We start from the raw sequence: 768 nt of genomic DNA, 5'->3' as shown, positions 1-768 counted from the left end.
GGCTTCGCTCCGGCGAAACCAGGAACTTCACCAGTTAAACTGAATTTTTACCACATCTCCCACGAGATTCGTACGCATTTGACGTTAATCCTCGGACCCATTGATACCCTCATCGATGCTTTGCGAGAAGATCCTTCCGCTTCCCGGCAACTTCAGCACGTAAAAAATCACTCGAACCGTTTGCTTAGATTAGTCAGTGAGCTGATGGATTTTCGTAGAATCGAGTCAAAAAAGCTGGAGCTGAAGGTTACCCACTTGAATATCGTGGCTTTTGTGGGTGAGATTTTTGACTCGTTCGAGGATGCGGCCCAGGCCCTTCGGATCCAAACCTCTTTTAAGTCTCAGGTACCCGCTTTAAAACTGTACGCTGACCCGCAGCAGATGGAAAAAGTGCTATTCAATTTGCTGACTAATGCTTTTAAGTTTACGCCCGAACAGGGATGCATCGACGTTTGTATCTTCGAGCAATCCAGTCAGCTACTCATTCAGATTTCCAATACCGGTCAGGGCATTGCTCCTGAAAACATGAAGAAACTCTTTACTAATTACTTTCAGGTCCAGGAACTCACCCACCAGACCACCGGGTATGGCATTGGCTTGGCGTTGTCCAAAGCATCGTTGAACTTCATCAGGGAACCTTAACCGTTGAAAGTGTCCTACCCAATGCTTCCCGAACGGGCTTAACTACGTTCACCATTGCTCTACCCAAACACGCGGATCGTTCTGCATCAAAACCATTCGTAGAAGCAGACTCCTGGTCTACGAGCC

At 47.5% G+C, this 768-nt stretch carries 1 protein-coding gene; it reads left to right on the top strand.

Going from position 1 to position 768, the window contains the following annotated elements; translation table 11 throughout:
• On the top strand, nt 1–642 hold a 642-nt coding region (locus BWI97_RS26705; protein ID WP_233208085.1), incomplete at its 5' end, for a sensor histidine kinase KdpD.
• Between the last annotated feature and the right edge of the window lie 126 nt (nt 643–768).

Origin of the sequence: Siphonobacter sp. BAB-5405 (genome assembly GCF_002872335.1) — a bacterium.
Taxonomy (GTDB): Bacteria; Bacteroidota; Bacteroidia; order Cytophagales; family Spirosomataceae; genus Siphonobacter.
Note: the sequence above shows the minus strand (reverse complement) of the source record. Positions and strands in the feature narration are given on the sequence as shown.